Annotated in this window: 23 protein-coding genes; 16 read left to right on the forward strand and 7 right to left on the reverse strand. The window is 41.4% G+C overall.

Annotation, left to right across the window (positions count from 1 at the left end):
- Nucleotides 1–368: 368 nt before the first annotated feature.
- The 3 genes from QZ488_RS14305 to QZ488_RS14315 are packed head-to-tail and all read left to right on the forward strand — an operon-like array spanning nt 369 to nt 1,603.
- Nucleotides 369–764: a hypothetical protein gene (locus QZ488_RS14305; protein WP_293749944.1), complete on the forward strand. Its 396-nt coding sequence runs from the start codon at nt 369–371 to the stop codon at nt 762–764.
- Nucleotides 765–807: 43 nt separating this feature from the next.
- Entirely contained in the window at nt 808–1,377 is a 570-nt protein-coding gene (locus QZ488_RS14310; protein ID WP_293749945.1) for a DUF6151 family protein, read from the forward strand.
- A gap of 16 nt (nt 1,378–1,393) precedes the next feature.
- Entirely contained in the window at nt 1,394–1,603 is a 210-nt protein-coding gene (locus tag QZ488_RS14315; protein WP_293749947.1) for a DUF6500 family protein, read from the forward strand.
- 31 nt (nt 1,604–1,634) lie between these two features.
- Here the strand turns inward: QZ488_RS14315 and QZ488_RS14320 are convergent, their stop codons facing one another.
- Complete coding sequence (locus QZ488_RS14320; protein WP_293749989.1) at nt 1,635–2,561, reverse strand: LysR family transcriptional regulator; 927 nt, start codon at nt 2,559–2,561, stop codon at nt 1,635–1,637.
- A 119-nt stretch (nt 2,562–2,680) separates the two neighbouring features.
- On the opposite strand from QZ488_RS14320, the gene QZ488_RS14325 reads away from it, so the two are divergent.
- The 6 genes from QZ488_RS14325 (at nt 2,681) to QZ488_RS14350 (ending at nt 8,259) form a co-directional block, all read left to right on the forward strand.
- Entirely contained in the window at nt 2,681–3,901 is a 1,221-nt protein-coding gene (locus tag QZ488_RS14325) for an acyl-CoA dehydrogenase family protein (protein WP_293749949.1), read from the forward strand.
- A complete protein-coding gene (locus QZ488_RS14330) occupies nt 3,898–4,707 on the forward strand; it encodes an SDR family oxidoreductase (RefSeq protein ID WP_293749951.1) in 810 nt (269 codons plus the stop codon). Before QZ488_RS14325 ends, QZ488_RS14330 begins: the two co-directional genes overlap by 4 nt.
- Nucleotides 4,708–4,711: 4 nt before the next feature.
- Complete coding sequence (locus QZ488_RS14335; RefSeq protein ID WP_293749953.1) at nt 4,712–5,806, forward strand: phosphotransferase family protein; 1,095 nt, start codon at nt 4,712–4,714, stop codon at nt 5,804–5,806.
- A 12-nt stretch (nt 5,807–5,818) separates the two neighbouring features.
- Nucleotides 5,819–6,514 carry a histidine phosphatase family protein gene (locus QZ488_RS14340; RefSeq protein WP_293749955.1) on the forward strand — a complete coding sequence of 232 codons (696 nt, stop codon included), beginning with the start codon at nt 5,819–5,821 and terminating at the stop codon, nt 6,512–6,514.
- 62 nt (nt 6,515–6,576) lie between these two features.
- Complete coding sequence (locus tag QZ488_RS14345; RefSeq protein WP_293749957.1) at nt 6,577–7,326, forward strand: SDR family oxidoreductase; 750 nt, start codon at nt 6,577–6,579, stop codon at nt 7,324–7,326.
- 69 nt (nt 7,327–7,395) lie between these two features.
- Nucleotides 7,396–8,259 carry a bile acid:sodium symporter family protein gene (locus tag QZ488_RS14350; protein ID WP_293749960.1) on the forward strand — a complete coding sequence of 288 codons (864 nt, stop codon included), beginning with the start codon at nt 7,396–7,398 and terminating at the stop codon, nt 8,257–8,259.
- Nucleotides 8,260–8,371: 112 nt separating this feature from the next.
- On the opposite strand, the gene QZ488_RS14355 is transcribed toward QZ488_RS14350, so the two are convergent.
- The 3 genes from QZ488_RS14355 to QZ488_RS14365 all read right to left on the reverse strand — a co-directional run bounded on the left by QZ488_RS14355 (nt 8,372) and on the right by QZ488_RS14365 (nt 10,204).
- The gene (locus QZ488_RS14355; RefSeq protein ID WP_293749962.1) at nt 8,372–8,752 is read right to left on the reverse strand and encodes a VOC family protein; all 381 of its coding nucleotides are present in this window, start codon (nt 8,750–8,752) and stop codon (nt 8,372–8,374) included.
- A 217-nt stretch (nt 8,753–8,969) separates the two neighbouring features.
- Nucleotides 8,970–9,443 (reverse strand): hypothetical protein, encoded by a 474-nt coding sequence (locus tag QZ488_RS14360; protein WP_293749964.1) that lies wholly within the window; start codon nt 9,441–9,443, stop codon nt 8,970–8,972.
- A gap of 155 nt (nt 9,444–9,598) precedes the next feature.
- Entirely contained in the window at nt 9,599–10,204 is a 606-nt protein-coding gene (locus QZ488_RS14365; RefSeq protein ID WP_293749966.1) for a hypothetical protein, read from the reverse strand.
- Nucleotides 10,205–10,500: 296 nt separating this feature from the next.
- Between QZ488_RS14365 and QZ488_RS14370 the strand changes: the two genes are divergently transcribed.
- From QZ488_RS14370 to QZ488_RS14380, 3 genes are all read left to right on the forward strand, one after another.
- Complete coding sequence (locus QZ488_RS14370; protein ID WP_293749967.1) at nt 10,501–11,394, forward strand: alpha/beta hydrolase; 894 nt, start codon at nt 10,501–10,503, stop codon at nt 11,392–11,394.
- A 133-nt stretch (nt 11,395–11,527) separates the two neighbouring features.
- Nucleotides 11,528–12,706, forward strand: coding sequence for a benzoate/H(+) symporter BenE family transporter (locus QZ488_RS14375; protein ID WP_293749969.1), 1,179 nt, complete (start codon nt 11,528–11,530; stop codon nt 12,704–12,706).
- A gap of 3 nt (nt 12,707–12,709) precedes the next feature.
- Nucleotides 12,710–13,372: a GntR family transcriptional regulator gene (locus QZ488_RS14380; RefSeq protein ID WP_293749971.1), complete on the forward strand. Its 663-nt coding sequence runs from the start codon at nt 12,710–12,712 to the stop codon at nt 13,370–13,372.
- A gap of 3 nt (nt 13,373–13,375) precedes the next feature.
- Here the strand turns inward: QZ488_RS14380 and QZ488_RS14385 are convergent, their stop codons facing one another.
- On the reverse strand, nt 13,376–14,587 hold the full coding sequence (locus QZ488_RS14385) for an alanine--glyoxylate aminotransferase family protein (protein ID WP_293749973.1): 1,212 nt from the start codon (nt 14,585–14,587) through the stop codon (nt 13,376–13,378).
- A gap of 118 nt (nt 14,588–14,705) precedes the next feature.
- Nucleotides 14,706–16,673, reverse strand: a complete 1,968-nt coding sequence (gene betT, locus QZ488_RS14390) for a choline BCCT transporter BetT (protein WP_293749975.1) — start codon at nt 16,671–16,673, stop codon at nt 14,706–14,708.
- A gap of 273 nt (nt 16,674–16,946) precedes the next feature.
- On the opposite strand from betT, the gene QZ488_RS14395 reads away from it, so the two are divergent.
- The 4 genes from QZ488_RS14395 to QZ488_RS14410 all read left to right on the forward strand — a co-directional run bounded on the left by QZ488_RS14395 (nt 16,947) and on the right by QZ488_RS14410 (nt 24,935).
- Complete coding sequence (locus QZ488_RS14395; RefSeq protein ID WP_293749979.1) at nt 16,947–19,592, forward strand: TonB-dependent receptor; 2,646 nt, start codon at nt 16,947–16,949, stop codon at nt 19,590–19,592.
- 121 nt (nt 19,593–19,713) lie between these two features.
- Entirely contained in the window at nt 19,714–21,681 is a 1,968-nt protein-coding gene (locus tag QZ488_RS14400; RefSeq protein WP_293749981.1) for a tetratricopeptide repeat-containing sulfotransferase family protein, read from the forward strand.
- 86 nt (nt 21,682–21,767) lie between these two features.
- Nucleotides 21,768–21,959: a DUF3185 family protein gene (locus tag QZ488_RS14405; protein WP_293749983.1), complete on the forward strand. Its 192-nt coding sequence runs from the start codon at nt 21,768–21,770 to the stop codon at nt 21,957–21,959.
- Between the two features lie 141 nt (nt 21,960–22,100).
- Nucleotides 22,101–24,935 (forward strand): pitrilysin family protein, encoded by a 2,835-nt coding sequence (locus QZ488_RS14410; RefSeq protein ID WP_293749985.1) that lies wholly within the window; start codon nt 22,101–22,103, stop codon nt 24,933–24,935.
- A gap of 248 nt (nt 24,936–25,183) precedes the next feature.
- On the opposite strand, the gene QZ488_RS14415 is transcribed toward QZ488_RS14410, so the two are convergent.
- Nucleotides 25,184–25,894, reverse strand: coding sequence for a CocE/NonD family hydrolase (locus tag QZ488_RS14415; protein WP_293749987.1), 711 nt, complete (start codon nt 25,892–25,894; stop codon nt 25,184–25,186).
- Nucleotides 25,895–26,018 lie beyond the last annotated feature (124 nt).

Raw genomic sequence — 26,018 nt, forward strand, 5'->3', positions numbered from 1 at the left:
GCCCAGCCCGAAGGGTTTTCCTCAAAACGCACTTACTCGGCGTTGAAACCTGTTTATTTGGATGACCAAACTTCACATATTTCGCCTTGATTAAGCACATTTTGAGGAAAATCTCGGTGACATATGAAAGATCAACAACCCCTAGTCTTATTTTATAAGTATTCGTGTTTTAAGTTAGTGTACCTTAATGTTTGGTTAACTAAACACTGTCTGACCTTGCCAACAAAAAGTCAGTGGCCTATGGCTGGTATGTTTGTTAGTAAAAAAAGCCTAAGCCCTAATAAATATTTTATATTAAGTAAATATGAGACAACAACGACTTAACAGAGGTCTAGTGCTTTAGCAGAGAAAAATCACAGGAAAATAATATGAACGATATGATGAATCAAGTGAACGAACAAATGGCGGTGTTGCCCCTATGGATTCATTATTGGATGAACTGGATGGTGTTGATCTTTTTGCTGCCTGTGCTGTTTGTTTGGAAGTCCAAAGCTGCGCGTTACGTGTTGGTCGCTTTAATATTGACCATGCCTCTAGGTATGCTGGTGTTTTACTTCACTAACAATGCCCATTTATTGGGGATCGCCCACTTAATTCTTTGGGCTCCTCTGTTATTTGGCTTAATAAAATACGAAATTAAGCGAACTGACTTTAAATTCGCCTCAGTTTACGGAATTTGGCTTGCTTTATTGATGGCGACTATCAGCATTTCTTTAGTTTTTGATATTCGCGATATCGCTATGATCGCCCTAGGTCATAAATAATTTAAAATGCCTGTAAGGCCATTCTTTATTAAGGGAAAATAAGATGCCAGAAATAAACCTAAGTTGTGCTTGTGGACTAGTGCAAGGAAAGACCAAAAATGTGAATGCTCAAAGTGGAAATCGTATTCATTGTTGTTGTGCAGACTGTCAAAAATTTGCAGTATTTTTAAAACAAGACAAAAAAGTGTTAGACCAATATGGCGCTACCGATATTTTTCAGATGCCCATCGCACACTTAACTATTACTCAAGGCAATGACCAATTAGCTTTGATCCGCCTCACTCCAAAAGGATTAAACCGTTGGTATGCTAAATGCTGTAACACACCAATTGGTAATACGTTAGGCAGTAAAACACCTTTTATTGGGGTCATTCATAACTTTATGCAACATGTACAAAGTCGCGATCAAGAACTGGGTAAAACACGAGGCTATATACATTGCCAATCAGCCAAACAACCCGTATCAGATGCGCAACAAACATCATTAATTAAAATATCGATGCGAGTCCTCGGCAAATTGATAAGTTGGAAATTAAAGGGGTTAAATCAACCCTCTGCCTTTTTTAATGCAAATGGATGTGCTGTTTCTAAACCCGAGATATTAAACAAATGAATAAACGAGGGATAACTTGAAAGACAAATTGAGAGCAAAAATCATTGAGGTTTGCGATAAAAAAATTGTAGCTAAAGGACCTAGTGTAGGCTTATCTTTTTATGCCTTTTTCGCCAATAAAAATAACGACCCAGCGCTATTAATGGAAGCGGCCACCTGGTGGATTGAAACCCACCAGTTAGATCATTTCGAAAAAGCTATAAAAATAAAAGGCATGGTTCAATAATAAAATCCAACTAGTCGCTACACAGAGCGGCTTAAAGGGTTTGTAACAAAGATTGCACTGCGCTTCTAAACCAACTTAAAGCTTCATCATCTTGGGTGTTTTTATGCCAATAAAGGTGAGTTTCAATATTAGTGAGTTGCACTGGCATACGGACTTCTATCAAGCCATTGGTTAGGTGGGAATCTGCCATTAATTCTTTGCCCAACATATAAGGCACAGTTAATAAATAATCAGACTCAATCAACATGGCTTTTGCTGCATAGTAGTTTTGGCAGCGAATACTGATATGCCGTGACAAACCTTGTTGTTGAAACAAAATATCCTCAGCAGCGTCGCCACTTGGACGATTAGATACACCTATATGTTTAGCGGCAAAGTAACTTTTTTCCGTTAGATTGCTCTCAAAGGGATGTCCTTTGCGCATCAAGACACAAAACTCGCCATCGATTAGCTTAGTGTGTAATACTGGGGGTTTTATCGGCAAAGCCACATCAAACGCCATATCAATATGCCCTGCCCCTAACTCACGGGTTAAATTTTCTCTATCCACTTTGACACTAGAAAAGGTGGTGTTGGGAGCTAACTTAGCCAGTTTTTTCGCCAATTTTGGCAAAATAGAGGGTTCAAGAGCGTAGTGAATACCCAAGCGAAAGTGATGCTGACTGGTCAGTGCTTGAAACTCTCCCCAATGTTGCAATATTTGCCTTAATCGAGTGAGGTTATCAATTATCTGTGGGGCCATACGCTGGCAAGCAGGTGTGGGTAACATACGATTATTACTACGTTGAAATAATGGGTCGCCCAAATATTCTCGTAACCTTTTTAAGGCGTGGCTAACCGCAGAAGGCGTAATATGCAGCAACTCCGCAGTACGTGACATGTTCTGTTCTTGATAAATACTTTCAAATACTTTGAGTAAGTTTAGGTCAAGCTGTTGGATCTTTGTTACGTCTGTCACCACACCACCACTATGAATATAATTCATAGTAACCATATAGCATTTTTCATTTCATTCAACCTAATAAAAAGACTATGCTTGACTCATTACTACTTCACCTAACTTTCGGAGTCACCACTATGAATTTTTCCCACAGTGAAAAAACACAAGGGTACATCGAACGTGTTAAAGCCTTTATGGATGAGCACGTTTATCCCGTTGAAGAACAAATTTATGCCGAAACCCATGAACTCAACCCGGGTGGTGATTGGCAGAATTGGCAAGTACACCCATTAATAGAACCACTTAAAAAGAAAGCTCAAGAAGCGGGATTATGGAATCTATTTTTACCTGACGCTGAATTGGGTAAAGGCTTAACTACCCTAGAATATGCACCACTAGCCGAACAAATGGGCAGAGTGTTATTTGCCTCTGAAATATTTAATTGTAACGCGCCTGATACTGGCAATATGGAAGTGCTGTACCACTTTGGCAACGAACAACAGCAAGAAAAGTGGCTTAAGCCGTTATTAGCAGGTGAAATACGCTCCGTATTTGGCATGACTGAACCCGACGTTGCCTCATCTGATGCGACTAATATGCAAGCAACCGTTGAACTAGACGGTGATGAGTTAGTCCTTAACGGCAAAAAATGGTGGACCACAGGTTTAGGTCATCCCAATGCAAAAATTGCGATTTTTATGGCGTTGTCTAATCCTGAAAATGACAAACATAGCCAACACAGTATGGTCGTTGTGCCGCTAGATTCACAGGGTGTTGAAATCAAACGTATGTTACAAGCCTATGGCGATTACGATGCACCTTTTGGTCATGGCGAAATGCATTTTACCAATGTGCGTATACCTAAAGAAAACTTGTTAGTAGGCATGGGAAAAGGGTTTGCTATCGCTCAGGGTCGTCTTGGGCCGGGTCGAATTCATCATTGTATGCGTTCTATCGGTGGAGCAGAAAAAGCTTTAGAATTGGCAATGCAGCGCGGTATGTCTCGTACTGCTTTTGGTAAACCTTTAATGATGCTTGGTGGTAACCGAGAACGCGTCGCCGAAGCACGTATCGCTATTGAGCAAGCTCGCTTATTAACCTTACAAGCCGCTTGGAAGATTGATAACGTGGGCGTGAAGAATGCCATGGTGGATATTTCAGCGATTAAAGTAGCAGTGCCAAAAATGCTTGAAGAAGTTGTCGACATGGCTGTGCAAATTCATGGTGGTGCAGGAATGTGTAACGACTTCCCACTAGCACGTTTTGCAGCAGGCGCAAGAGCCTTACGTTTAGCCGATGGGCCAGATGAAGTGCACAAAGGCATGGTTGCCCGATTAGAGTTGAAGAAATATAAATGAATAAAAATGTACTAATAACCGGTGGCGCTTCAGGTTTAGGTGAAGCGCTGGCATTGCATTATGCCAAACAAAACTTTGAAGTGTGCATAGCCGACTTAAATTCAGAGCGAGCACATAAAGTGGTCGACACCATTACTCAATCGGGTGGTGCCGCCTTCTTTTTGCCTTGCGATATCACTAATGAAGCTAATATTGAAGCACTCAAACAACAGTTACAATCTCGTTGGCAAAAAGTTGATGTGTTAGTCAACAATGCCGGTGTTGCCACGGGCGGTGCCTTGGAATTTGAAGATATTGAACAGTGGGAATGGGTGCTAAATATCAATGTATTGGGCATGGTGCGTATGTGCCGTGCTTTTGTGCCCATGATGAAACAACAAGGTGGTGGCAAAATAGTGAATATTGCTTCGCAAGCTGGTATCACTCCTGCCCCGTTAATGGGCAGTTACAATGCCAGTAAAGCTGCGGTCGTCAGTTTTTCTGAAACGATGCACCTTGAATTAGCTGACGATAACATTCACGTGAGTGTGGCTTGCCCAGGCTTCTTTTCTACAAACCTGGATGAATCTCTACGCAGTAAGCAGCCTGGCGTGGCAAAACTGGTGAGTAAGATGCTGCATAATGCTTCTGATATCACCGCGGCTCAGGTGGCAGCAGCCATATACCAAGACAGTGAAACCTTTAAGTTTATGACCATCACCCATAAAGACGGTCGTACTGCGTTTCGTATAAAACGTTGGTTTGCCCCGATGCGTTATCTAGCAATGATGAAGAAACAATTAAAAAACTTTAAGCCTAGAGCCTAATACCTTGAGCAACACTGACAAACAAAACGTAATTGACACAGCAGGCCAAGTCAGAAAAGGTGAAGAGCTAGACCTAAAAGCCCTGGTTCCTTGGTTAGAAAAGCATGTTCCAAGTCTTAAAGGTGAACCTACAGTTGCTCAGTATTCCGGCGGCGCATCTAATTGGACATACTGCCTAAGCTATCCAGCTGATGATGGTACTTTGCGTGAAGTCATTTTGCGCCGAGGACCTGCTGGTACCAAAGCTAAAGGTGCGCACGATATGGGCCGTGAGTATCGCTTACAAGCTGCACTAAAGCCTGTGTATGCTTATGTGCCAGAAATGTTAGGCCATTGTGATGATGAATCAGTATTAGGCGCCGAGTTTTACCTAATGGAAAAACTCAACGGCCTGATCCCAAGAATGAATCTGCCTAAAGGGCTTAAACTTGAACATGGCACCACCCGTCAACTTTGTCTGAATGCGTTAGATAGTCTAATTGAGCTACACAAGGTCGATTACAAAGCGGCGGGACTCGATCATTTAGCCAAAGGTGAAGGTTACACCCAACGCAAAATTGAAGGCTGGAGTGCGCGATACACCAAAGCCAAAACATGGAACGTGCCCAGCGCAAAATATGTCATGAATTGGCTTAAATCCAATCAACCTAAGCACGAGCATATTTGCTTAACCCATAACGACTTTCGATTTGATAATTTGGTGTTAGATGTGAACGACCCAACCAAAATCTTAGGCGTATTGGATTGGGAATTAGCCACACTAGGTGACCCTTTGATGGACCTAGGTAATAGTTTGGCCTACTGGGTGCAAGCTGATGACGACAAACTGGCCAAGTCGACTCGCCGGCAACCAACACATTTACCCGGTATGTTGACCCGCAAAGAAGTCATTGCCTATTACCTTGATAAAACCGGTTTTAAAGTCGACAACTTTGCTTTCTATGAGGTGTATGGTTTATTCAGATTAGCGGCCATTGCGCAGCAAATTTATTATCGTTATCACCACAAACAAACCGACAACCCAGCCTTTAAACACATTTGGTTTTTTGTGCATTATTTACTCTGGCAATGCCGTAAAGCCATCAAAGGAAAACGTTAAAAGAGCACCGATATGACCGCGATTTATTTAATTAGACATGGCCAAGCCTCCTTTGGCAAAGATGAATATGATTGTTTATCTAAGTTGGGCGAACAGCAAGCAACACATTTAGGTGGTGTTTTTAAAGGCAGATTAGATCGTTTTGATAAAGTAGTACGTGGCAGCATGCAGCGTCATCAGCAAACGGCAAATGGTTGTTTATCAGCAATGGGCCAAAAAGGTACTGAACCGCAACTCGATGCAAGATGGAACGAATACGATCATCAATATATTCTTGCTCAACTCGACTCTGAATTAGCCACTGCCCAAGGCGTAAAAGACTATGTAAGTCGACAAGACAATCCTCACAAAGCACTGGAGAAAGTGATTGGTCAGGCCTTCAGTCGCTGGATCAGCAGTCAACACAATACTGATTACATTGAATCTTGGCCTGATTATCAGGCCAGAATACAGGCCGCGCTAACGGGTTTAATCAGTGGCCTAGAAGGTCAAAAAAACGTAGCGGTGTTTAGTTCAGGTGGCCCCATAGCATTATTGTCCCAAGCATTATTAGGTGTACCCGCTGAAAACCTGATGACGCTTAACTGGACCTTAGTCAACTGCGGCATCACCAAACTCATTAATACCCGAAACGGTGTTATTTTATCCTCACTAAACGAACACTCTACGTTTGAAGGTAAAAACAAACACTTATTAACTTATAAATAGAAGCACAAATCGTTATGTGCTCGTAGCTAAAGCATAAAAACAAAAAACATGGGAACGACACAATGATCAGACAAAACATTTTAATTACCGGTGCCAGTTCAGGCTTAGGTAAAGGTATGGCCATCGAGTTTGCCAAGATGGGCCGTAACTTAGCTTTATGTGCCCGTAGAATGGACAACTTAGAATCACTTAAACAAGAGTTGTTGGCAATTAATCCCGACATTAAGGTATTTATACGTTCGTTAGATGTGAACGACCACGACCAAGTATTTGAAGTCGTCAGAGCGTTTGCAGAGGATTTAGGCGGCCTAGATCGGGTGATAGTCAATGCCGGAATGGGCAAAGGCGCCTCGATAGGCACAGGCTATTTTAAAGCGAATAAACAAACTGCAGTGACTAATTTCGTTTCAGCTTTGGCTCAGTGTGAAGTCGCAATGGAAATATTCCGTGACCAAAACGCTGGCCACTTAGTCACAATATCTTCCGTAAGCGCAGTACGCGGAGCACGTAGAGCCATGACAGTGTATGCCGCCACTAAAGCGGCATTAAGCTCACTTACTGAAGGTATTCGAATCGATGTGCTCAACACCCCGATTAAAGTCACTACCATCCATCCGGGCTTTATCCGCACTGAAATCAATGCCAAAGTAAAAGCGGTGCCCTTTATTGTAGACTTAGAAACGGGTTGCAAAGCGATGGTCAAAGACATCGAAAAAGAAGTCGCCAACAGTTTTGTGCCTACATGGCCTTGGGCATTATTTAGATACATTGCCCGTATCGCACCATTGAGTATGTTAGCCAAAATGAGTTAACCCTAAACCGAAAGAACACGGGTTCCTTCGGTTTAAAACCTTTACCTATTGCTCAGGAATACCTATTTAATGTCGGATTCGTTTTTAACTCAGATCATATTGCCTTTAGTCTTAGCGCTAATCATGTTTGGCATGGGATTAAGTCTAACAAAACAAGACTTTTTAGAATTAGGCAAAGAGCCTAAAGCGGTGCTAGTGGGATTATTTGGACAGTTATTGTTACTGCCCATTTTGGCCTATGGTGTCGCTATCCTCTTTGGATTGAGTCAACATCTGGCGATTGGCATTATGATATTAGCAGCTTGCCCGGGGGGTACGAGTTCGAATATCATCAGCCATTTAGCCAGAGCCAATCTAGCCCTATCCGTCAGTTTAACCGCCGTGACTACATTAGTGTGTGTGTTCACTACACCTTTGATTATTCAGTTTGCAATTAACCAATTTGACATTAATCCTGCCAAATCATTTTCATTGTTAAGTACCACTTTGGGTTTGATTTTCATTACCTTGTTACCTGTAATACTCGGTATATTTTTGCGCCACAAATACCCAACACAAGCCATTAGCAGCGAACCTTTTTTCAGACGGCTATCAACCGGTTTTCTGATCTTTATGATCATCGCCATCACCTATCAAGAGCGCAATAGCATCCTTGAATCATTATCCCAAGTGTTATTGCCAACCATATCGCTAAACTTTGTAGCCATTGCCACAGGTTTGCTCTTAGGTCTTGTGTTTAAACTGGTCAAGCGCGACTGTGTGACATTAGGAATAGAGGTAGGGGTACAAAATAGTGCGATGGCCATTTTAATAGCCGTGTCTTTTTTAGAAAGACCAGATTACGCCATTGCGGCTGGGGTATATGGCCTAGCGATGTATTTAGGCGCAGGGTTACTAATCTTTGGTGCAAAACACTTTCCAACTAATAACTAATAGATAGATAGATAGATAGATAGATAGATAGATAGATAGATAGATAGATAGATAGATAGATAATGAGTATGTGGCTGAAGAACCCAGCCACAACACTCTATTCTTGAAGTACTTAACCTACGCGCTTCATGGCACAGATTTTATTGCCTGCTGGATCACGAAGATAAGCTAAATATAACTGCATCGTTCCGCCATCACGTACACCAGGTGGATCTTCACAAGCTGTACCACCGTTAGCTAAACCAGCAGCATGCCATGCAAGGCCTTGATCTTCGTTTTCAATGGCAAACCCAAGAGTACTGCCATTGCCGTGACTGGCTGGTTCACCGTCAATTGGCACACTTAAACCAAACACACCAGTTTTAGTGAAATAGAAACAACGACCTTTAGGGTCAATCGTGCCCTCTTCGTAGCCCAAAGCACCTAAAATCGCATCGTAAAACTTCTTAGATGCTTGTATATCATTCGCACCCAACATCACGTGACTAAACATTTATCTCTCCAAAGATTTAATTACTATTTAACTTAATAGCAGTGTACCCACTAATTGACAAAAGAAGAATTTTTCATAGTTATGATCGATTGTTAGTTTTATGAAGTTAAATATTCACACCCAAACATTTACATGTGCGGGCTGGCTTTAGTACAGATGAATAACAATAAATAAAAGTCTAACCACCCCATCCTATAAAAATGGTCACCTTATATTTTTAGGATCGTTGCTTACGTTTAACGCTTATTCTTATCAGGCGATCAATTCTTCTTTTGTTTTTCTGCTGCAGTAAAGATGGATACAAGTTCATTAAGATATTGACCCCTACTACTACCAACCCAAATACAAAATTTTGACTAATGCCCTTATAAACAGCAAAAAACAGAACAAATATAAAGGCAATTAGGTGGCTAATTTCGGCAATAGTCATTTCCTTGCGCAAGTTTTTTAGTGCTGATATCTCTGCAGTCTTATCTAACTTTAACGACTGATTAAAGAACTTGAAAAATGTGTTTTTAACAACCCACGTCAAAAGCTCCAATCCAATAACTTTATTGTATTTCTCATTCTTTAGAAAATTCAGATTAGATAACTTGATGTAGTAGGCTTGGTCTTTTATGAATGAATTGACGATCATTCCAAACATCCATGAAATGAATGATATTGAAATACCAAAAACTAGATATTGCATACTACCTACTTTGAGTTTATGGCCGTGTTGGTAAGTAAAAGAAGATTAATATAAAGGTACCGGCTTAACAACAACCCTGCAAAAAACATTCGGTTGTGGTTGATTTTTATCGCCAACAGAAAGTTATCTTTTAGTATTCAAATATAAATTTAAAGTTAACAAACTATATTTTCCTGCCTTTTTGCTATTTCTTTGATTAAAACGACATTGCCAGCACGATCGATTTGCAGTAAATCTTCGCCACTGCCACCGTTACAATCAGCCCAGCTAGCAACGACGCTAAATCCGCTTTCAATTTCTTTATAGAATTGTGGGTAATACTTACCATTCATTAATACAAGGTGCAGTTCCGCTGGCCTATCAATCTCACCAAGCAAAGATTCTAGATCTAAGACATTATCAATCACTACTGCTACGTCTTGCTCAAGGAAAACAAAATAAAATGTACATGACGCTGGCAAACACCCAAAACCGATACCAGTTCCAGAGGTTGCCTGTTCTAAGTTAAGCAGCTGCACATCAGTCAACGTAAGCTTAATTTGTAGATCAAATTCGTTGTTTACATGAAAGTTATCTACATCGTCACCAAAGAAAAACATTCTTTTTTCCATGTACTCAACAGTAGAGTCAAAGTTAAAATCAGCTAACTTTGTATCAGCTAAGCTTTTGAGCGCAATGTTTGGTAAATCATCATTTAAGTCGTTGCAGCTGGCTAATATCAAAAAACAAAAAGTGGCCAAGATATTTCTTATGGTTAACATGTAAAATCCCTCTCGTTCATGTTTAAGAAGCAGTCAAGTTTTTGATGCTAACATTTTGTCATCCATAAAATTGTTAAGGTTTGTAATCATTGAGCTGTTAATTTACATCAAAACAAAAGGAACAAAGTCCAAATTAGCCATGCATTGACGGGGCAATTCTATGGACGTATTCTGCTATCAAGCCAGCGTAATACACAGCAAAAAATCTATTAAGATAGGGAGAAGAAAGTATCAATACAGGCAAAGACCTAGCCCCAGAGTGCACAGATAGCTTTAAATATAGTGGTGTTGATGGCTTGCAGTTACATTGTTATCAATGGCTGCCTGTTGGAGACATCAAGGCAGTGATCCAAATAGCCCATGGCATGGCAGAACATGGCGCACGTTATGCGCGTTTGGCCAGTTTTTTAAACGCTGAAGGTTTTGCTGTATATGCCAATGATCATCGGGGTCATGGTAAGTCTATACAGCAGGGTCAGGCTCTTGGACATATGGCTGATGAGGATAGCTGGAACAAAACAGTAGATGATCTTGATTTACTGAATGCAGAGATCACTAAACGTCATCCAGATCCCCCTATTATTCTACTTGGCCATTCAATGGGATCCTTCCTGACTCAATCCTATCTCAGCAAATACGGGAGTAACATCGCGGCAGCGGCTTTATCGGCAAGTAACGGTCCACCCGGAGCCATTGGTAAAATAGCGCAATTTATCATTCGATTTGAAAAATTGAGGTTAGAAGAAAAAGGCCGCAGTGCATTAATGGCAGCTATGACCTTTAAAGCATTTAATAAAGCTTTTAAGCCGAACCGCACTGAGTATGACTGGTTGAGCCGCGATGCTGCTGAAGTGGACAAATATGTGGCTGACCCTATGTGTGGATTTGAATGTTCAGTCGCGACTTGGCAAGGCATGTTGGATGCTTTAACCATTATTGCCTCGGATCAGACTCTTAATAAAATGGACAAAGCCAAACCCATTTATGTTTTTAGTGGTACTGAGGATCCCGTAGGCGAAAACAGCAAGGGAGTAAAACGTTTGCTTTCGGTATATGAAAAACACGGTTTCAAACATATAACTAACAAGTTTTACCCGAATGCGCGCCACGAATTGTTTAACGAAACCAATCGTGACGAAGTCACTAGCGACTTTATAGCTTGGGTTAAAGCGATCTTGGGACTCCACTAATTCAACTGGTTAATGCTGCGCTTTAACGCAGCATTAACCACTGCCATTTTCACACTCTTAATATCAAGTATTACTTCAATCACAAACTGACTCATGTTAAATTTTGTATACATTTTTAAATATGAATACAAAAATGAACTTCAAAAAATTCACATCTGATCTTAGTTTTTCTGCCATGAGTGCCGGTTTTATCGCCGTGTTGGTAGGTTATGCCAGTGCTTGGGTCATTGTATATCAAGCCGCGATTGCCGCAGGTGCTAGCCAAGCAATGATTGATTCTTGGATATGGGCCTTAGGTATGAGCATGGGCTTGGGCTGTTTAGTTTTATCGCTGTATTACAAACGCCCGATCATCATAGCTTGGTCCACGCCCGGGGCAGCGTTGCTGGCTACGACACTCGGTGGTAATAGCATTGGCGAAGCCATAGGTATTTTTGTATTTGTTGGGGTTTTAACCTTGCTAACGGGTTTGTCTGGTTGGTTCGATGCGTTAACCAAACGTATCCCTTTGCCACTAGCTTCAGCCATGTTGGCTGGCATATTGGTTCAGTTTGGCTTGAGCATTTTTACCTCACTACAAAGCGACCCATTAATGGTCGGGATCATGTTAGTAACTTTTCTATTCGCCAAAAGATGGTTACCACGTTATGCAATAGTTGCAGTGCTAATAGCAGGATTTATCTGTGCCTACAGCTTTGACTTAATCAATCTACAGCAAGTCAGATGGTCGTTAGCTACCCCTATTTGCACATGGCCTGAGTTTAATTTAAGTTTGTTAATAGGTGTAGGTTTGCCTTTATTTGTAGTCACCATGACATCACAAAATGTGCCGGGAATAGCAATTTTACGTTCTACAGGTCACAGTCAAGCTCCGGTGTCCCCCATACTTAGTTGGACAGGCGGATTAAACGTATTATTCGCGCCCTTTGGTGCCTTTACTTTAAACTTAGCCGCCATCACTGCAGCCATATGTGCCAGCGAAGAAGCGCACCCTGATCCTGATAAACGTTACATTGCAGGTGTGTTCACTGGTGTGTTTAACATATTGGCGGGTATTTGCGGAGCCACTGTAGTGAGTTTGTTTGCGGCTTTTCCAGCAGCCATGATTGCAGCATTAGCAGGCCTGGCTTTACTGGGTATTATTGGCGCAAGTTTACACTCAACTTTCGAGCAGCCCGACTACCGTGATGCGGCCTTAATTACCTTTTTAGTGACGGCCTCTGGTGTGTCATTTTTTAATATTGCCTCCGCATTTTGGGGCATAACAATTGGGCTAGGCACACTTGCCATTAGCCGCATTGCGAGGGCGTAATTTATGACTGACAAACTACTGACAGACAAACAACCTGCAGAAGCCTTATATCAGCAATTAAAACAAGATATCCGTGATAATAAGTTGCCAATAGCCAGTCCTTTAAAACAAGAACAGCTCGCTGCTGAATATGGGGTCAGCCGTATTCCAATTCGTGATGTATTACAGCGATTAAAGAATGAAGGTTGGCTAACCCAAAGTGGAAAACGTGGCGTGATGGTGCATCCATTAAGCGCAACCGAAGCCGAAGATTTATACATCATGCGGATGTATCTAGAGCCTCGTATCCTGAGCCATGCTATGCCAAAACTGAATCACCAAATATTAGGCCAAGCGACAGATATCTTAGAACAACTGGATCAGCCAAAGTTAAGCATTACCCAGCATGGTGATTTAAACTGGCAGTTCCATGCCTGTATTTATCAAGCGGCTAAAAGACCAACATTGTTTAACAATATCGCCAATTTACATCAACTTTGTTCACGTTATATTGGTTTTCATTCGGTAGAGCTGGATTATAAAAAAACCAGTCAGCAAGAACATTATCAATTGTTAGAAGCAATTAAAGGCAAACAACTAGGCAAAGCCAAAGCTATTTTAAAACAACATATAAGTGAAGCCGGTGAGATCCTTGTAGCCTATTTGCATAAAAATATGCATTTTTAGACTTTAAATCTGATCAACAAAACCATGTTGATCTAACGAACTTTCTAACGCAGCCATGCCTGATGGCAAGTCTAATTTTTGTCCAAGCAAATTAAAGCTGGCACCAAAAGCGTGAAGGGTACGGAATAAGTTATGGGCACGGCACTGTTCACCCATTTGCCCAATACGTACAATATTGGCACCAAATGAGCCTGATATTTCAACCTTATAGCGCTGTGACATAGTACTCAGTAACTGTTTACTTTCCACTCCATCAGGCACTTTAATGCCGACAACCGAATTTAGCCGGGCGGCTGGTTTAACGTGTAGTGCTAATCCCATAGCTTCAATCCCTGCCTGCAACGCTAAAGAGCTGCGCAAATGCCGATCAAATCTCACTTTTAGAGTTTCGGTACACACCAATCTCAAGGCTTCATGAATAGCTAATATCCCAGAAACAGGTGCGGTGTAATGATATGACTTTTTATACCAGAATTGATCGGCCAATTTAGCGTCTAAACACCAATGGCGTAGTTGATCTGAACGTGACTGAATATGTTCCCAAGCTTTACTAGAAAAACCAATTAAAGACACACCGGGTATACAAGACAAACCTTTTTGCCCGCCGGTTATCACCGCATCTATACCCCACTCGTCCATATCAAATTCCATGGTACTTAAGGTACAAACCGCATCAACTATCACTAAACAGTCATGGGCTTTTGCAGCTGCCGCGATAGCCGCTAACTCGTTATTACAAACGGTGCTTGAGGTTTCACCTTGAACTATGGTTAGTACTTGCGGTTTATGTTGTGCAATATATTCAGCAACGACAACAGGGTCGGCACTTTGGCCTTCTTCTACTACTAAACGCACAACATTGGCTTCAACACGCTCAGCCATTTCGGCCAATCGGTTACTGAAAAAGCCGTTGCATACACTGAGTACTTTACTACCAGGTATTACTAGATTCGCTACGGCCATTTCCATTGCCGCAGAGCCTGGACCTGCAACACCTAAAATGTGCCCTGTTTCTGTCTGAAACACATAACGTGACATCAACTTAACTTGTTCGATAATCTGCGCCATAGTATCGCCCAAATGATTGATAACGATACCGTTGGCAGATGCCACTCTGGCAGGTATAGGTACTGGCCCCGCCCCCATCATCAACAATGGTTCTTCGGGTAAAATACTGTCTAAAGACAAAATACCTTGGGGCGACTTGATACGCACGTTTATTCCTTAAGGGCTTAACTCATAAGGTCTGAGTATACTGAAAACCCGCAAGGATCCGACGCTTTTTCTGGCACATTGCCTGCCAATATCTGCTAATAAATAGCCAAACCGAATATCAACGCAGCAAATGCAGGAAATGTTGATGTTTGTGATACTGGTCAATCACATCATTGATGACTGCCTGTTTCGACCACCCCATAATATCGTAATCCTGACCACCTTCGGTTAGATGCACTTCTGCACGGTAATAAGTATGTTCGTCGGCACTCTCTTCCGATTCTTCATTATCCGGCGAATAACTCGGTTGCAGGTATTTCTCGCACTTTACGCCATAGGTAAAGGAATGCTCACTGCCGTGTTGTACACTCAAACTCAATAAATTAGATTCACTGACTATCTCAGAATCAACTTGATTATTAGTTAGTTCTTTACTGACACTCTCCATGGCAGTTCGCACTGTGCTATCAATAAATTTTGTCACTGCCGTTTTATTCGGAAATTGTATAATAGTCGACAGTCGCTGTTCCCAACCACTATCAGTTGTAGTTGGATGAGGATGTAAGTTCATGGCCAAACTGGCTTTCTTATGGGTTTCGACACGCAATGCCTTTATCAAGCCCACTAACGAAATCAACAAAATAATAGCAAAAGGTAAAGCCGTAGCGATGGTCATGGTTTGCAGGGCGTTCAGTCCACCTGCTGTGAGTAAGATTGCAGAAACAAGTCCTACACCCACCGCCCAATAAATACGTTGCCAAACAGGTGTGTCATTTTTGCCATGTGAACAGAGCATATCAACCACCATAGCGCCAGAGTCACAAGACGTGACAAAAAACACCACAACCATCAAGGTCGCAATACCACTTAAGAAGTGTTGGAATGGGAAGTTTTCTAAAAACACAAACAACGCGACTGGAGCATTGGTACTGACCATTTCTCCTAATTTATCGACTCCCTGTGTATAAATCAGATCGATTGCCGAGTTACCAAACACTGTCATCCAGAATAACGTGAAAGCAGTAGGGATAACTAACACGCCAATCACAAACTCGCGAATGGTGCGGCCACGTGAAATACGCGCAATAAAAAGCCCAACAAAAGGTGCCCATGCTAACCACCAGCCCCAATAAAAAATGGTCCAACCGCCAATCCAATCAGTTTTATCGTAGGCAAATAAGTTAAAGGTATTACGCACAATATCAGACAGATATGCCCCAGTATTTTGCACATAAGCAGCAAGCAAAAACACGGTGGGCCCTAAAATCAAAATGAATAACAATAATGCAATAGCCAGAATCATATTCAATTCTGACAATCGACGAATGCCTTTATCTAATCCAGTAGCCACTGAGACAATTGCAACTGCGATAATGCCAATCATCAAATAAATTTGTACTGGTACCGACTCTTCTAGGTCAAATAAATAATTTAGCCCTGAGTTAATCTGTGCTGCTCCCAAGCCAAGGGATGTAGCGATACCAAAGACGGTACTCACCACAGCAAGAATATCCACTGTATGACCTGCCCAACCATAAATTCGGTCGCCAATCATCGGGTACAAAGCTGAACGTAATGTAAGGGGTAAATTCAGCCTAAAACTAAAATAGGCCAATATTAATCCCACCACCGCATAGATTGCCCAAGCATGTAAGCCCCAGTGGAAAAAGGTCATTTTCATCGCTTCGCGCACGGCTTCGGTTGTACCTTGGGTGGCCGTTGGCGGTGACAAAAAGTGCATAACAGGTTCGGCTACACCAAAAAACATTAAGCCAATACCCATTCCAGCTGCGAACAACATTGAGAGCCAAGTAGGCAAAGAAAAGTCTGGCTTACAGTGATCAGGACCAAGCCGGACTTCGCCAAAACTAGAGAAACCGACATACAGTACAGTGATTAGAATGATCGCTACCGACACCACATAAAACCAACTACCGTTTTCAATAATGGTGCTTTGTAATTCAGTAAAAAACACATCAGCAGTTTGTGGCGCTATCAGAGCAAATAAAACTAAAACAAGAATGGATAATGAAGAAAGGTAAAAAACGGGACGATTGAGGTGTTGGTCTATTCGAGTTAAAGCCACGTAGGTAAGCCTGTATATCTGTTTATTGAGCCGCAATATAACCTATCCAATGGCTCTTTTAAACTCGAATTATATTTAGAATGCTACGCATTTAATTATCCACAAATTCGACTAAAGTCCTATGAAACACTTTAGGAATCAATATCTGAGTCTGATATACTGTTCAACGACACACTAATAAAAATTCGTATTGAAATTAAATATTGTATACATCGGGTCGAATAAAAATATTCCCCTAGCAGTGTATGCAAAAGCCAAAAAGGTTCTTATTACATGAACAGAACAAAAATAAGTTGTGCCATAGTCACAGCACTCGCTTTAAATCCAGCGATAGCACAAGAGAAAACTGCAAAAGCACAAATTGAAACCATTCAAGTTACCGCCACCAAAAGAACCGAATCGATACAGGATGTACCTGTTTCTGTTTCTGCTTTAAACGGCGAAGCGTTAGAAAATCTTGGTGTTGAGAGTTTTAGCGATTACGTAGAATTTCTACCGAACGTTGTTTTCCAAGGCACAGGCCCTGGTCAAAATGAGATTTATATTCGTGGCGCAGCCACCTCACAAACCAATATCGCGGTATCTTCGGTCCAAGCATTACAACCTTCTGTTGCGTTTTACCTAGATGAACAACCGGTTTCAATGCAAGGCAGAAACTTAGACGTTTACGCCGCTGATATGCAGCGTGTAGAAGTATTACCAGGTCCACAAGGTACTTTGTTTGGAGCAAGTTCACAGTCAGGCACAGTTCGCATGATCACTAAAAAACCTGATCACACAGGTTTTTCTGCTGGTTTAGATGTGAATATTGGCAGTACTAAAGGCGGCGAAATGAGCAATGCCGTTGAAGCTTTTATGAACTTTACGCCTACTGATGAGTTAGCACTTCGCGTAGTGGCTTACAATGACAAAAAGGGTGGATGGATTGACAATATCCTGAATGAACCTGGTCAAGGTGGCTATATAGGCAGTGCCGTTGTTATTGATAGAATTTCTGGTGGCGTGTTAAGCGATCCACTAAATACCCCTGTTGTGCCACCTAAAAATGACAGCTTAGTAGAAGATGATACTAACGATGCAATTTATGCCGGTGTTAGATTTGGCATGTCATATTTGATCAATGACGATTGGTCGTTGTTGGTACAACATACTGCTCAGTCTCTAGAAACAGAAGGCGTGTTTGCTTACGATCCTAACCTTGAAGGTGAAAGTTCGGTTAACCGTTTTATTCCTGAAGACAATGATGATGAGTTTGGACTGACTACTTGGACCTTAGAAGGCCGATTAGACAAGCTTGAAGTGGTTTACACAGGTGGTTACTTAGACCGTGAAATCAGCTCTACTATCGACTACACCGGTTATACCAACGGTGGTTTATTTGCAGCTTATTATGTTTGTAACCATTATGAAGCGGCAACACCTGCTGATGAACGCTGTATTGACCCAACTAAATACTATAAAGAACAAACAGATACTTCACGTGTCACACACGAACTAAGATTTAATACCGATGCAGATAACGCATGGCGTGTTACAGCTGGTGTTTTCTACGACGATCAAGAACTTTCGACAGTAGGTAAATTCCAAATTGCTAATACAGAATTAGGTTTTTTCACTGACTTAGGCAGAACACTAGTAGGTACCGAAGGTATTAACTCTAACGGCGGACCGTTCGAATCAGAAGTCAGTTTTGTTAACGATGTAACCCATACAATTGAACAAATCGCCGTATTTGGTCAGGCTGAATACGATATCACCGATAAGCTAACAGCTACATTAGGCGCTCGTTGGTATCAAATTGACGACACGTTTAAAGGCTCTACTACAACAGTTGATGTTAGCCGCAGAATTCGTGCATTTGGTACTCTAGACGCTTCAGAACTAGCCGCAGTAGGTGAAGATCCAGCGTTAATTCAACAAGCTATCGCAAGTGGCCAATTGGACGTAAGCTTATTAGACAGCGACGGCACATTAACCGTAGACGATACTATTTTTAAAGCCTCGTTAGACTATAAAGTGAATGACGACATATTGTTGTTTACCACTTATTCTGAAGGATTCAGACCACCGGTGACTAACCGTGTTGGTGGTGGCCTTGCAACCAACCAAAATGGCGCATTTGATGGTTTCAGAATACCCGTTTACTCTACTACCGATAGCCTAGATAACTTCGAGTTTGGTGTAAAAGGTGACTTCTTAGACGGCATTTTACGTGTAAACGCTACAGCTTATTACTCTGAAATCACTGACTTACAAACGTCACGTTTTGACCCGACTAACATCAGCTTTTTAGTATTTACCGATAACGTAGGTGATGCTGAGATAAGAGGCTTAGATGCTGATATCACATGGTTAGCGTCAGACAACTTAGTTATCAACGCAGCCTTTAGTTTACTCGATACAGAACTGACTCGTGTTAATGCAGAGCTAGCTGGTATTGCGCCAGGAGTAGGCGCTCAACTGCCTTACTCAGCTGAATTTTCGGGTAATATCCGTGCACGTTATTATTTCGAGCTTGATGACGGTTATGAAGGTTATTTCAATGCATCAGTTAGCTACACGGGCGACCGCTTAGCTGGTATGTCTATGGACGCATTTGTGACCGAAGACGCCACTCGTTTGGTATATGGTACAGGCTCAGGTTTGCCTATCCAAAAAGAAGCGGCTACCTATTCAGGTGTGACTTATGCTGATTCTAATGGCAATACATTCCAAGGTGGACGTTACATTCAAGAGAGCTACGCAATTGCCAATGTCTCTGTTGGAATAACCAAAGACGATTGGAAAGTAGAATTTTATATAGATAACCTAACTGACGAAAGTGCGGTGCTTTATATAGATACTCAACAATTTACGCCTAAGGTTGTAACTAACCGTCCTCGTACATTAGGCTTGAGACTGTCTTACGATTTCGAATAAGATTGGCTTAAGGTAACTTATAAAGGCAAGCTTTTAGCTTGCCTTTATTTTTATGTATTGAAAAAACACTCAGCAACCACAATTTGCTAGTAATAATAATTAAATCATCTGGAGGTAACACGTGGTAGAAAACGTCAACCAACATGGCATTAAGATTGACGATATCAAACGTGCTCTACAATCAGGCGATATCAACAGCGCCATCTCACTTTCACAGCAGGTGTTAGATAATCAAGATTCCCCTGAACAACAAATAGAGGCTTTGTATTTACTGGCTGTCGCTCAGCGCACCAAAGGGCTAATTAATGAGGCTACTGAAACAGTAAATAAGCTGATTACTACCGACCCCAACCACGCACGTGCCCATCAAGAAAACGGTTACCTTGCAATCAGTACAGGCAACATCCCAAATGCAGCCACTGCCTTTGCTAGAGCCACTAGGCTCAATCCAGCGTTATTGTCTAGCTGGCAAAAGTTAGCTCCGCTTTACCATGAATTAAACCATGTAGAAGGCGAGCGATTTGCCACTCAACGGATTGCATACCTGACTCAATTACCTGTTGAAATTCGTGGTGCTCGGGATCTCATGTATGAAGGGAAATTAGCCATAGCTGACACTGTTTGTCGGCGTTTTTTGCAAAAACACAATCATCACGTCGAAGCCATGTTGCTATTGGCTGAAGTGGGTATCAAATTAAAACTCTACCACAAAGCCGAATTTTTATTAGAAAGCTGCGTTGAAATACACCCTAAACATGAAGCCGCAAGAGCAGAGTATGTTCAATTGTTAGCTAAATTGGGCAAGTTTAGCCAAGCCAAACAACAGGCCGATGTTTTGCTAAACGAAAATCCTGATAATCACCATTATTTAGCGGCAAAAGCTAGCGCTATGGTGGGCATAGGTGAAGTTGACCAAGCCATAACTCTATATCAGCAAATACTCAGTGAGCGTAACGACTTGCCCGGTATACAGTTATTACTTGGGCACGCATACAAAGCTAATGGCAACATTGAACAGGCAGTGGCCTCATACCAACAAGCATATAAAATTCGCCCTGACTTTGGCGATGCATTCTGGAGTTTGGCGAATACTAAAACTTATCGATTTACCGATGACGAATTAGCCTTGATGCAGTCGCAACTGGATAAAGTTGATATTGAACAAGACGACAAAGCACACCTTGAGTTTGCACTGGCTAAGACCTACGAAGACCGCAAACAATATGACAGCGCTTTTGATCATTACCAAAGCGGTAATGCTTTAAAAAACCAACGCAACCAGTATTCACAATCCAAGTTAGACGAACAAATTGCAGCGCAAAAATCAGTCTTTACTAAAGACTATTTCAAATCCCATCAAGGTGTAGGTGATCCATCCCCTGATCCCATTTTTATTGTTGGGCTGCCTAGAGCGGGTTCAACTTTACTTGAGCAAATACTGGCTTCTCATTCACAAGTAGATGGCACTATGGAGTTACATAATGTTCTAGGATTAGCAGCAAGATTAAGCGGCAACAAAAGTGGTTATCCAGAGGTTGTAACTGAAATAGAATCTGAATATTTAGCACGTTTTGGCAAACAGTTTATCGAAGACACTCGCTACTACCGCCAAGGCGCTCCGTTTTTTATAGATAAAATGCCAAATAACTTTATGCATATTGGCCTGATCAAAAGCATGTTACCTAATGCCAAAATAATCGATGCCAGACGAGATCCCATAGCCTGTTGTTTTAGTGGTTACAAACAATTATTTGCTGAAGGGCAAGAATTTAGCTACGACCTAGACAACCTGATCCACTATTATCAATCGTACCAGTCACTGATGACACACTGGGATACTGTGTTACCCGGTTTTGTTCTAAGAGTACAACACGAAGACGTTATCGATGATTTAGAAACCGAGGTCAGGCGTATTCTAGATTTTTGCCAATTACCCTTTGAAGCATCCTGTTTGCAATTTTATAATACCAAACGCACAATCAAAACGCCCAGCTCAGAGCAGGTTCGACAGCCGATTAATTCTGCAGCAAGAGAACAGTGGAAAAATTTTGAGGCCCATCTCAGCCCATTACTAAAGGCTTTTAAATGAGCTTTAGATAAAAATCTGGTTCGAATAATAGAATATTATGTGTCAATCTAGACCTGTATCTATTGGTTAATAATCTAAGGAAATATATGAATAACAAACTGTTTGGCATTGTTCTTATTGTTGTAGGGCTTGCTTTAGCTATTTGGGGATATAATGTTTTTGACTCAGCAAGCTCTCAAATCAGTCGAGCATTTAATGGAGACACGCCTATTGAAGCTTGGTTAGGCATGGCTGGCGGTGTTATTTGTATTGCTGTTGGCATTTCAAAAGTAAGATAGTTGTTGGACTCTGGGCAGTACTGACACATACAAAGTATGTATTAAGTTTAAGAATCACTCGCCCTATTCTCACTATTAGTCTCAAGCAAAATATGCAATTATCTGCGCGTTAATTTCTCCCCCATTAAATGAAATATAAAAATGAAATATAAAATAACCTGCCTATTCCTTTTGGCTTGTACGTTCGGTATTAGTAACAACCTATCTGCACATGTAGCAGATAATAACTCTAACTTTCAGGTTCAGTATCAAAAGTTTGTTTTAGACAATGGATTAGAAGTGGTATTTCACATTGACCGTTCAGATCCTGTTGTGGCGGTTAACCTAACCGCGCATGTAGGCTCCGCTCGCGAAACTGCAGGGCGCACGGGTTTTGCCCATATGTTTGAGCATTTATTATTTCTTGAATCAGAAAACTTAGGCAAAGGCGGGTTAGATAAACTATCAGCAAGGATTGGAGGTTCTGGGGCTAACGGCTCAACAACAAGAGATAGAACCAATTATTTACAAACTGTGCCAAAAGATGCATTAGAAAAAATGATTTGGGCCGAAGCTGATAAGCTAGGTTGGTTTATTAATACTGTGACTGCTGCTGTTTTGGAAAAAGAGAAACAGGTTGTCAAAAACGAAAAACGCCAAAGCAGTGACAACGCCCCTTATGGTCATAACTGGCTTGTGATTGATCAAAACCTGTATCCACAAGACCATCCCTATCATTGGCAGGTAATTGGCTCTCTTGCAGATTTGCAAGCCGCAACGTTAGACGATGTAAAACAATTTTTTCAACGATGGTATGTGCCAAATAATGTCACATTGACGCTTGCTGGTGACTTTGACCCCATACAGGCCAGACAATGGGTAGAAAAATATTTTTCGGAAATCAAAGCCGGTGACAAAATCACCCAGCTTAAGAAACGCTCCGCTGGGCTAAGTGAAACAAAAAAACGTTACCATGAAGATAACTTTGCCAATCTGCCGCAGATTACTCGTACCTACCCCACAGTAGAGAAATATCATGCCGACTCATATGCATTAAACGTATTATTTGACTACCTTGCAAATGGCAAATCTGCACCACTTTATAAAGTGTTAGTTGAGGATAAAAAGTTAGTTCCAAGTGCCGACATGTACCATCAAACAAGTGAGCTTGCAGGCCAAGTATATTTAATCGCCAGAGCTTATGCTGGTGTAGATTTAGACGATGTAAACAAAGGCATTGACCTAGCTTTTGAGCAGTTTGAAAAAAACGGCATCTCAGAGCAAGATCTAAAACGTATTCTGGCCACCCAAGAAACCAATTTTTATAATCAACTTTCTAGTGTGTTGGGCAAAGGAGCACAACTGGCGTTTTACAATATATACACGGGTGATCCCGGTTACGCTGAAAAAGAAATTGAAGCTATTCTTAAGGTCACTACTAAAGATGTAAAAAACGCATATGACAAATACATCAAAAACAAACATCACATAGTCACCAGCTTTGTACCCAAAGGTAAACTTAAGCTCGCAGTCCAAGGTTCAACCAAAGCTAAGGTAACCGAAGAACTCGTTGTTCAGGGCGCTGAAAAACAAGTCGACCCTAATGTTGCCGCTACATACACAAAAACCCCCTCATCATTTGACCGTGCAAAAGAGCCAGTATATGGCGAATCAGCCGAAGCGATCGTGCCTGACATTTGGCAGGCAAAACTTGATGGCACTCAAATACTGGGAATTGAAGTCGATGAAGTGCCTCTTGTTAACGTAGAAATAGTCATAGACGGTGGGCAATTATTAGAACCAATAGATAAAGTAGGTATGGCCAACATACTCGCGCAAATGCTCACTAGTGGCACCAAAACTAAAACACCAGAAGCCCTAGAGAACGCCATTAAACAACTCGGCGCATCAATTGAAGTTACGGCCAATAGAGAAGACATTCGTATAAGCGTTAACACTTTGGCAAAAAACTATGTTCAAGCTATGGATTTAGTCGCAGAAATACTCCTAGAGCCCCGTTGGGATAAAAAAGAATTTACGCTAATAAAACAACAAACTATCTCACTGATTCGTCAGCAAGAGGCCAGCCCCAGAAGTGTTGCTGACAATACATTTAGCGAACTTATCTATGGCGAAGATAATATTCGCTCTAAAAATATATTGGGCAATAATCATTCGGTCGAAACAATCACCTTAGATGATGTAAAGGCCTTTTATCAAAGGAATTTATCTCCTAACCTCGCCCGAATACATATTGTTGGCGCAATTGATAAAAGTGCTGCAATAGCCTCTTTGTCAGAATTAAAAGCAAACTGGCCAGCGTCTAAAGTAACGGTTCCAAACATTACAACTTCTAAGCAGCCAGAACAAAGCAAAGTATATTTTTACGATGTACCTGGCGCCAAACAAACAGTTGTGAATATTGGTTATCCAGCGCTAGCTGCTACAGACAAAGATTTCTACCCCGCGACTATAATGAATTACATTCTTGGCGGTGGTAGTTTTGCTTCTCAACTAACCCAACAATTACGTGAAGGAAAAGGGTATACCTATGGCATTTATTCCCGTTTCACTGGCACCAAAGACCCCGGTACCTTCAGAATTTTCAGTCAAGTTCGTTCTAACGTCACTTTAGAATCTGCTGAGTTAATCAAAGAAATTCTAGCCAATTATGCAAAGAATTATTCTGCACAGGATTTAGCCACCAGCAAAAGCTTTTTAATAAAAAGCAACGCCAGAGCATTCGAAACAGCCAATGCAAAGCTGGGGTTATTAAATGACATCAGCAAATACAACTGGCCGAAAGATTATGTTAAGCAGCGTGAGCAAATCGTTAAAAACATCGAAGTAAAAGACGTGAAAGCTTTAGCAGACAAGTATTTAAAGCCCAATCAAATGATCTGGTTTTTTGCAGGTGACGCCAACACTCAATTACAACGCATGCAACAGCTTGGCTTTGGCGAGCCGGTTTTGTTAAATCCAGCTAAAGCTCAGTAATATTTACATTAAAGTTTTTTATGTAGCCTAGTGATGGGATTATATTCCATCACTCAAATTGGCTTTTGTGAGTGTAGTGATGATACCAATCCCCATGAATAAGGTGACAGTCAAGAAAATTGAAATACCGATAACTTGACCTAAATCCAACTGTTCTATCTGCCATATCAAAGGTTTACCCTAAAAACAAAAAACGCCAATTTAGGCGTTCATTGTTTTTAGACTGCCGGAAATAATGACAAAGCTTATTAATCAATCACTCTAAACTCTATGGAGCTTGGATACTGATCACTGTGATAAAGCTTATGTTGCGCCTTAACGTAATCTTCTGCTTTGGCGTTAAAGATATTATCGACGTATTTTTGTGGGTTCATATCCATAAACGGAAACATGCTGCTTTGCACCTGAATTTGTAACTTATGCCCACGTTTAATAGTGTGCAATACATCATATAATTCAAATTTAACCAACGTGGGTTTGTTAGGCTCAAAAGGCTCGGGCGTGCTCATACTGTTTCTGAAACGTCCGCGAATAATCCCCCAGCGCACTAGCTCATGACGGTTGCCTGTGGTTTTATCTACTTTATTACTGGTTTCATCTACGCCTGGAAACACATCAACTAGTTTAACCACAAAGTCGCCAGCGCTTTGATCAGTGGAAACCCACAAATTGATATCAATGGCCCCTGCGATAGTTTGGTCTTCAGTGGCCACTTCAGAATTGAACACTAGCACATCAGTACGACGGGCGGTAAAACGTTGATCTTCTGCCATATAAGGACGATCCCAGCCGCGACTCACTTTATCTGAGTGGGGCACGGGTTTGTTTGGATCGCTGATATAATCACTAGAACCATCGTTAGATTCTTTTTTATCTAGCAGTTTTTCATCCGCTCCCATATACAACACCACATCTTTACCTTGATCCCAGCACGTACCGAATTCAAAATCTACATACAAGAAATGTATGACAATAGTCCCCTTATGTTAAACGTCTGCTTTGTCGGCAGGCTAATGGAATGGTCGCCTCCCTTCCCAAACTAAAAACGTAATGGCAAAGTAGTGAGGCAGTTTCTCATCAACT

Source organism: uncultured Paraglaciecola sp. (assembly GCF_913020055.1).
GTDB lineage: Bacteria > Pseudomonadota > Gammaproteobacteria > Enterobacterales > Alteromonadaceae > Paraglaciecola.

Coding starts and splice junctions, on each gene's coding strand:
- QZ488_RS14345 (WP_293749957.1), top strand. CDS start 6,577: ATGATCAGACAAAACATTTTAATTACCGGTGCCAGTTCAGGCTTAGGT.
- QZ488_RS14355 (WP_293749962.1), bottom strand. CDS start 8,752: ATGTTTAGTCACGTGATGTTGGGTGCGAATGATATACAAGCATCTAAG.
- QZ488_RS14325 (WP_293749949.1), top strand. CDS start 2,681: ATGAATTTTTCCCACAGTGAAAAAACACAAGGGTACATCGAACGTGTT.
- QZ488_RS14340 (WP_293749955.1), top strand. CDS start 5,819: ATGACCGCGATTTATTTAATTAGACATGGCCAAGCCTCCTTTGGCAAA.
- QZ488_RS14305 (WP_293749944.1), top strand. CDS start 369: ATGAACGATATGATGAATCAAGTGAACGAACAAATGGCGGTGTTGCCC.
- QZ488_RS14380 (WP_293749971.1), top strand. CDS start 12,710: ATGACTGACAAACTACTGACAGACAAACAACCTGCAGAAGCCTTATAT.
- QZ488_RS14330 (WP_293749951.1), top strand. CDS start 3,898: ATGAATAAAAATGTACTAATAACCGGTGGCGCTTCAGGTTTAGGTGAA.
- QZ488_RS14395 (WP_293749979.1), top strand. CDS start 16,947: ATGAACAGAACAAAAATAAGTTGTGCCATAGTCACAGCACTCGCTTTA.
- QZ488_RS14405 (WP_293749983.1), top strand. CDS start 21,768: ATGAATAACAAACTGTTTGGCATTGTTCTTATTGTTGTAGGGCTTGCT.
- QZ488_RS14310 (WP_293749945.1), top strand. CDS start 808: ATGCCAGAAATAAACCTAAGTTGTGCTTGTGGACTAGTGCAAGGAAAG.
- QZ488_RS14375 (WP_293749969.1), top strand. CDS start 11,528: ATGAACTTCAAAAAATTCACATCTGATCTTAGTTTTTCTGCCATGAGT.
- QZ488_RS14365 (WP_293749966.1), bottom strand. CDS start 10,204: ATGTTAACCATAAGAAATATCTTGGCCACTTTTTGTTTTTTGATATTA.
- QZ488_RS14360 (WP_293749964.1), bottom strand. CDS start 9,443: ATGCAATATCTAGTTTTTGGTATTTCAATATCATTCATTTCATGGATG.
- QZ488_RS14410 (WP_293749985.1), top strand. CDS start 22,101: ATGAAATATAAAATAACCTGCCTATTCCTTTTGGCTTGTACGTTCGGT.
- QZ488_RS14350 (WP_293749960.1), top strand. CDS start 7,396: ATGTCGGATTCGTTTTTAACTCAGATCATATTGCCTTTAGTCTTAGCG.